Annotated in this window: 5 protein-coding genes, 1 tRNA gene and 1 pseudogene; 4 read left to right on the top strand and 3 right to left on the bottom strand. The window is 47.3% G+C overall.

The features are described from left to right. Nucleotides 1–325 (top strand): substrate-binding domain-containing protein (locus ACLTD4_RS33250; protein WP_412331946.1); only part of this gene is annotated, 325 nt, incomplete at its 5' end. Nucleotides 326–508: 183 nt separating this feature from the next. Here ACLTD4_RS33250 and ACLTD4_RS33245 read toward each other — a convergent pair. The 3 genes from ACLTD4_RS33245 to trmB all read right to left on the bottom strand — a co-directional run bounded on the left by ACLTD4_RS33245 (nucleotide 509) and on the right by trmB (nucleotide 1563). Continuing rightward, nucleotides 509–581: transfer RNA gene (locus tag ACLTD4_RS33245), tRNA-Lys, on the bottom strand. A gap of 107 nt (nucleotides 582–688) precedes the next feature. Further along, complete coding sequence (locus ACLTD4_RS33240) at nucleotides 689–841, bottom strand: hypothetical protein (protein ID WP_002605347.1); 153 nt, start codon at nucleotides 839–841, stop codon at nucleotides 689–691. A gap of 77 nt (nucleotides 842–918) precedes the next feature. Beyond that, nucleotides 919–1563: a tRNA (guanosine(46)-N7)-methyltransferase TrmB gene (gene trmB / locus ACLTD4_RS33235; RefSeq protein WP_117621871.1), complete on the bottom strand. Its 645-nt coding sequence runs from the start codon at nucleotides 1561–1563 to the stop codon at nucleotides 919–921. Nucleotides 1564–1791: 228 nt separating this feature from the next. On the opposite strand from trmB, the gene ACLTD4_RS33230 reads away from it, so the two are divergent. From ACLTD4_RS33230 to ACLTD4_RS33220, 3 genes and pseudogenes are all read left to right on the top strand, one after another. Then, the gene (locus tag ACLTD4_RS33230) at nucleotides 1792–2772 is read left to right on the top strand and encodes an SH3 domain-containing protein (RefSeq protein WP_117621870.1); all 981 of its coding nucleotides are present in this window, start codon (nucleotides 1792–1794) and stop codon (nucleotides 2770–2772) included. Nucleotides 2773–3107: 335 nt separating this feature from the next. Then, complete coding sequence (locus tag ACLTD4_RS33225) at nucleotides 3108–3419, top strand: hypothetical protein (RefSeq protein WP_025531255.1); 312 nt, start codon at nucleotides 3108–3110, stop codon at nucleotides 3417–3419. A 4-nt stretch (nucleotides 3420–3423) separates the two neighbouring features. Beyond that, nucleotides 3424–3956: pseudogene (locus tag ACLTD4_RS33220) on the top strand (V0D/AC39 family V-type ATPase subunit); the annotation flags it as partial.

The following is a 3956-nucleotide window of genomic DNA, read 5'->3' as shown; positions in this document are numbered from 1 at the left end:
TCAGTGTACAGAAGATCTTCTGAATCAGAATCCGGATCTGGACGCCATCATGGCGGCCGTGGATATTCAGGGGATGGCGGCGATCCGTGCCTTAAAAGACAGAAAAATCCGCGTTCCGGAGCAGATCCGGCTGGTAAGCCTAACCGGTCACTCCATTGGCGGACTCTTAGAGACGACCATGACATCGCTGGAGATTCCCGCCCACGAGATGGGCGAAAAAGCGACACATATGGTCATCGATGAGATTGAAGCGCCTTCCGATAATAAACCGAGCGTGCAGCATCTGGTATTCTCTGCATCGCTGGTGGAGAGGGAAAGCAGCTGATTTTTGAAAATAAGAGTCCCGCTTCCTGCCCGAAGGGCTTTTTTGTAACAGGACAACTATCCTATTGCATAAAAACAGCCGGCACGTTTTGCAATTCTCCATAACGCTGCCGGCATTTATCTTTAAATCGAAATAAAAGCCCCAACCCCGCAACTCTCAGTCTGCAAAATCGGAACTTTTTCGTGCGCCTTCAGGGACTCGAACCCTGGACAAATAGATTAAGAGTCTACTGCTCTACCAACTGAGCTAAAGGCGCTTCTCTTCAGTTTTGTGTGCCTGTCTCGGTGACACGTGTGTTATTATATAACTGCGTTTGACAAAAGTCAACCCCTTTTTTACAAAAAATTTACAACTCTTTCATAATTATTTATTTTTCTTCTTTTTAGGGGAGGAAGTACCGAGAGTTTTGTTCACTTCCACGAAGGATTTCTTCCACTGCAGCGCCTTCTTGTTGAGCTCCGTCTTATCGCTTGTCGCCTGGAGAAGTTTTACGGTTACCTTGTCTTTCATTCCCATATGGACCGCTCCTGTCATATCCTGTTAACTCCATTATATGACAGGCGGTCTCCGGCGTGCCAGTCCCTTTTTCCCGGTTACTTCCTTTTCCGTTCCGCAACCAGCTTGAATATGGCGTTCCCCATGGAAGAAAACTTTTCCTCATATTCCGTCATGATATTTCCCTCTGCCATGTCGGAATGGTGTAAGTCGTACGTATACTCTCTGATCTCCCATCCGGCCGCAGGCACGGATTCCAGAGAATAGTCAAACAGTCCGCGGTTGTCCGTCTTAAACTCCACGACACCATCCGGGGCCAGTATCTTATCATATACTTCCATAAATGGTTCCGATGTCAGACGCCTCTTCGAGTGGCGGTCCTTGGGCCATGGATCGGAAAAATTAAGATAAATCTTCTTTACCTCGCCCGGAGCAAAAATCTCAGAAAGCTCTCTCGCATCGACACACATAAAGTAGATATTGGAAAGCTCCATCTCCTGGCGTTTCTGAATTCCTCTCAGCAGGACGCTGCAGTACCGCTCAATGCCAACATAATTGATTCCGGGATTTTGGGACGCCAGTTCCATGATAAACCGTCCCTTTCCCATGCCTACTTCTATTTCAATTGGATTATCATTACCAAAGACCTCGCTCCAGCGCCCCTTCTTCTCTTCCGGGTTTGAAACCACGTAAGGGCTGTTTGCGATCTCTTCCTCCGAGCCTGGAATATGGCGTAATCTCATATTCATATCCTCCAGTATCTGTTTAATTTTTTCGTTCTGATTGTACCATAAAATACGATTCGAACGCAAGTGCGGGCTCTTTTGAGGGGGATTTATTATGATTTTGGGTTATTTTTTACTTTTCTCTTACAAATAAAAAACTTCAAAATAATAGGTGCACAATTACAGATAATCTAGTATAATATCTGTATATTGGTATACGATCGTTTTTTGCAAAGGAGGAAGCATATGGGAACTACAGACAACAACAACTGGACAAGGGTCCAGCAAAGTGTCCGGGAGGCGGAACGTCTCATCGGCCAGAAGCAGTATAATCTGGCCATGATCAAATCCCGCCAGGCACTGGAATTTATGGTAAACTGCCTTGGAGAAAAGGCTTTGATTGTAGATGGGGATCTGGCCGACAGCATCGACCAGCTGTTTGAAGGCCACTGGATATCCCAAGCCACAAAAGACCACTATCACAGAATTCGGGTACTCGGCAACAAAGCTGTTCATGATGGTAATGACAGCCCTTATGATGCGAATGAAGCGTATCAGCTTCTTTCCCAGGAAGCTGCTGCCTTTGCAGATATCTATAGCGGCAGACGCCGCAGTACCACACCCGCCAAGCCACAGCAGCGCCCTGCGGCAAGATCTGCACAGCCGGCTCAGAGAAGCACCGGCCAGAGGAGTTCGTCTCCCCAGAGAAACGGTCAGCGTAGCAGCCAGAGACCGTCCTCGGCAAACCGGAGCAGGCGTCGCTCAAAGAAAAAAGGATTTGATCCCTACGATCTGCTGAGACCGGCAGTGATCTTTCTGATTATTCTCGTTGTCGTTCTGGCGGCCATGGGCCTCTTCAAGCTTTTCGGCGGCAAGGATGATAAGAAGGAGACTAGCGCTCCGTCCACTTCTCCGGAAGTTACCACCGAAGCGACGGTAGCGCCGGAACCGGCGACAGAACCGGAGCCATCGACGGAAGCCCCGAAGATTTATAAGACCACGGCCAGCCCCAGACTGAACGTCAGAGCAGAACCTTCACAGACCGGCGCAGTATTGGGAACGCTGGTTCCCGGGACAGTGGTCGAATACGTCCAGGCCCATGATCAGGATTGGGCGGTCATTATGTTCGAGGGCAAGCAGGCCTATGTATCCAGTAAGTATCTGGCCGCAGAGGAAGCGCCTCAGCAGTCGGATGCCGAGACAGAAGCGACAACTGCAGCCCAGTAATATTCCAATCACAGATTCACGGTACGATCAATCACTCCGCGAAAAACGAATGTTTAGAACCGCGATGCGGACAGACGTCATATGACGGCACTGTCCGCACCGCGGTCTTTTATATTTTAAGAAAGTTCTTTCGCCGCCATTTTTGTGCACCATTTTTTTCCTTAAAAGCAAGAAATTGATAATTTTTAATCAAGAAAGTTAAAAAATATTGAATTTCCATAATTTTTAATGTCCTATTTCTAAAATTACTATGGAAAATTTTTAAATTTGTAGTATGATTATAAGTTGAAACTTGTGCATTTACGGGTTTTATAATAATTAGAGGAGGGCAATATATGGATACTGTTATTGAAAAGATATCCGAGATCGAATCTGCTGCTACCTCCATCATGGAGGATGCCAATGAACGCAAGAAAGCATTTGCCAAAGAGATGGAAGAACGGACTGCAGCTTTTGACGCTCAGCTGGAAGCCGAGACGAATAAACGGATTGAAGAACTACGGGCCAGAATGGAGATTGAGATGAACGAACGTCTCGAAAAACAGCGGAACGATTCCCAGAACGTCCTTCGCGCAATGGAACAACGTTATCAGGAACATCACAGGTCATATGTGGAGGAACTATTTAAAAAAATGACAAAGGAGTGATCATATGGGAGGCCTGCTATCCTACAGCGGCATCACCACCAAGGTCCGGGCCATGGAGAGCCATCTGATCACCGACCGCCAGTTTGGCGAGATGTCCACGCTTGAATCAGTATCCGACGCAGTGGAATATTTACGGCGGCTGCCCGCTTACGGCATGATTTTTTCCAATCTGGAGGGAGTCGAGCTGCACCGCGGCGCCATCGAACAGCGTCTGATTCTGTCTCAATACCAGGATTTTGCAAAGCTCTATCGTTTCGCAAACCTTTCGCAGCGCAAATTCCTGGATTTGTATTTCATGCACTACGAGATTGATATCCTGAAGAAATGCTTCCGCAACGCGCTGGGCCACCAGAAGCCTGAAATAGACTTATCGGTGTTCCAGGACTTTTTCGAGAAGCATTCAAAGCTTGATTTAATAAGACTTTCCTCGTCGGGAAGCGTACAGGAATTTATCTCTAATTTAGACGGGTCGATCTATTACGATTGCTGACCCATTTGGATGACGTGGAACATCCTTCCCTGTTTGATTACGAGATC

Source organism: Hungatella sp. (assembly GCF_046966825.1).
Note: the sequence above shows the minus strand (reverse complement) of the source record. Positions and strands in the feature narration are given on the sequence as shown.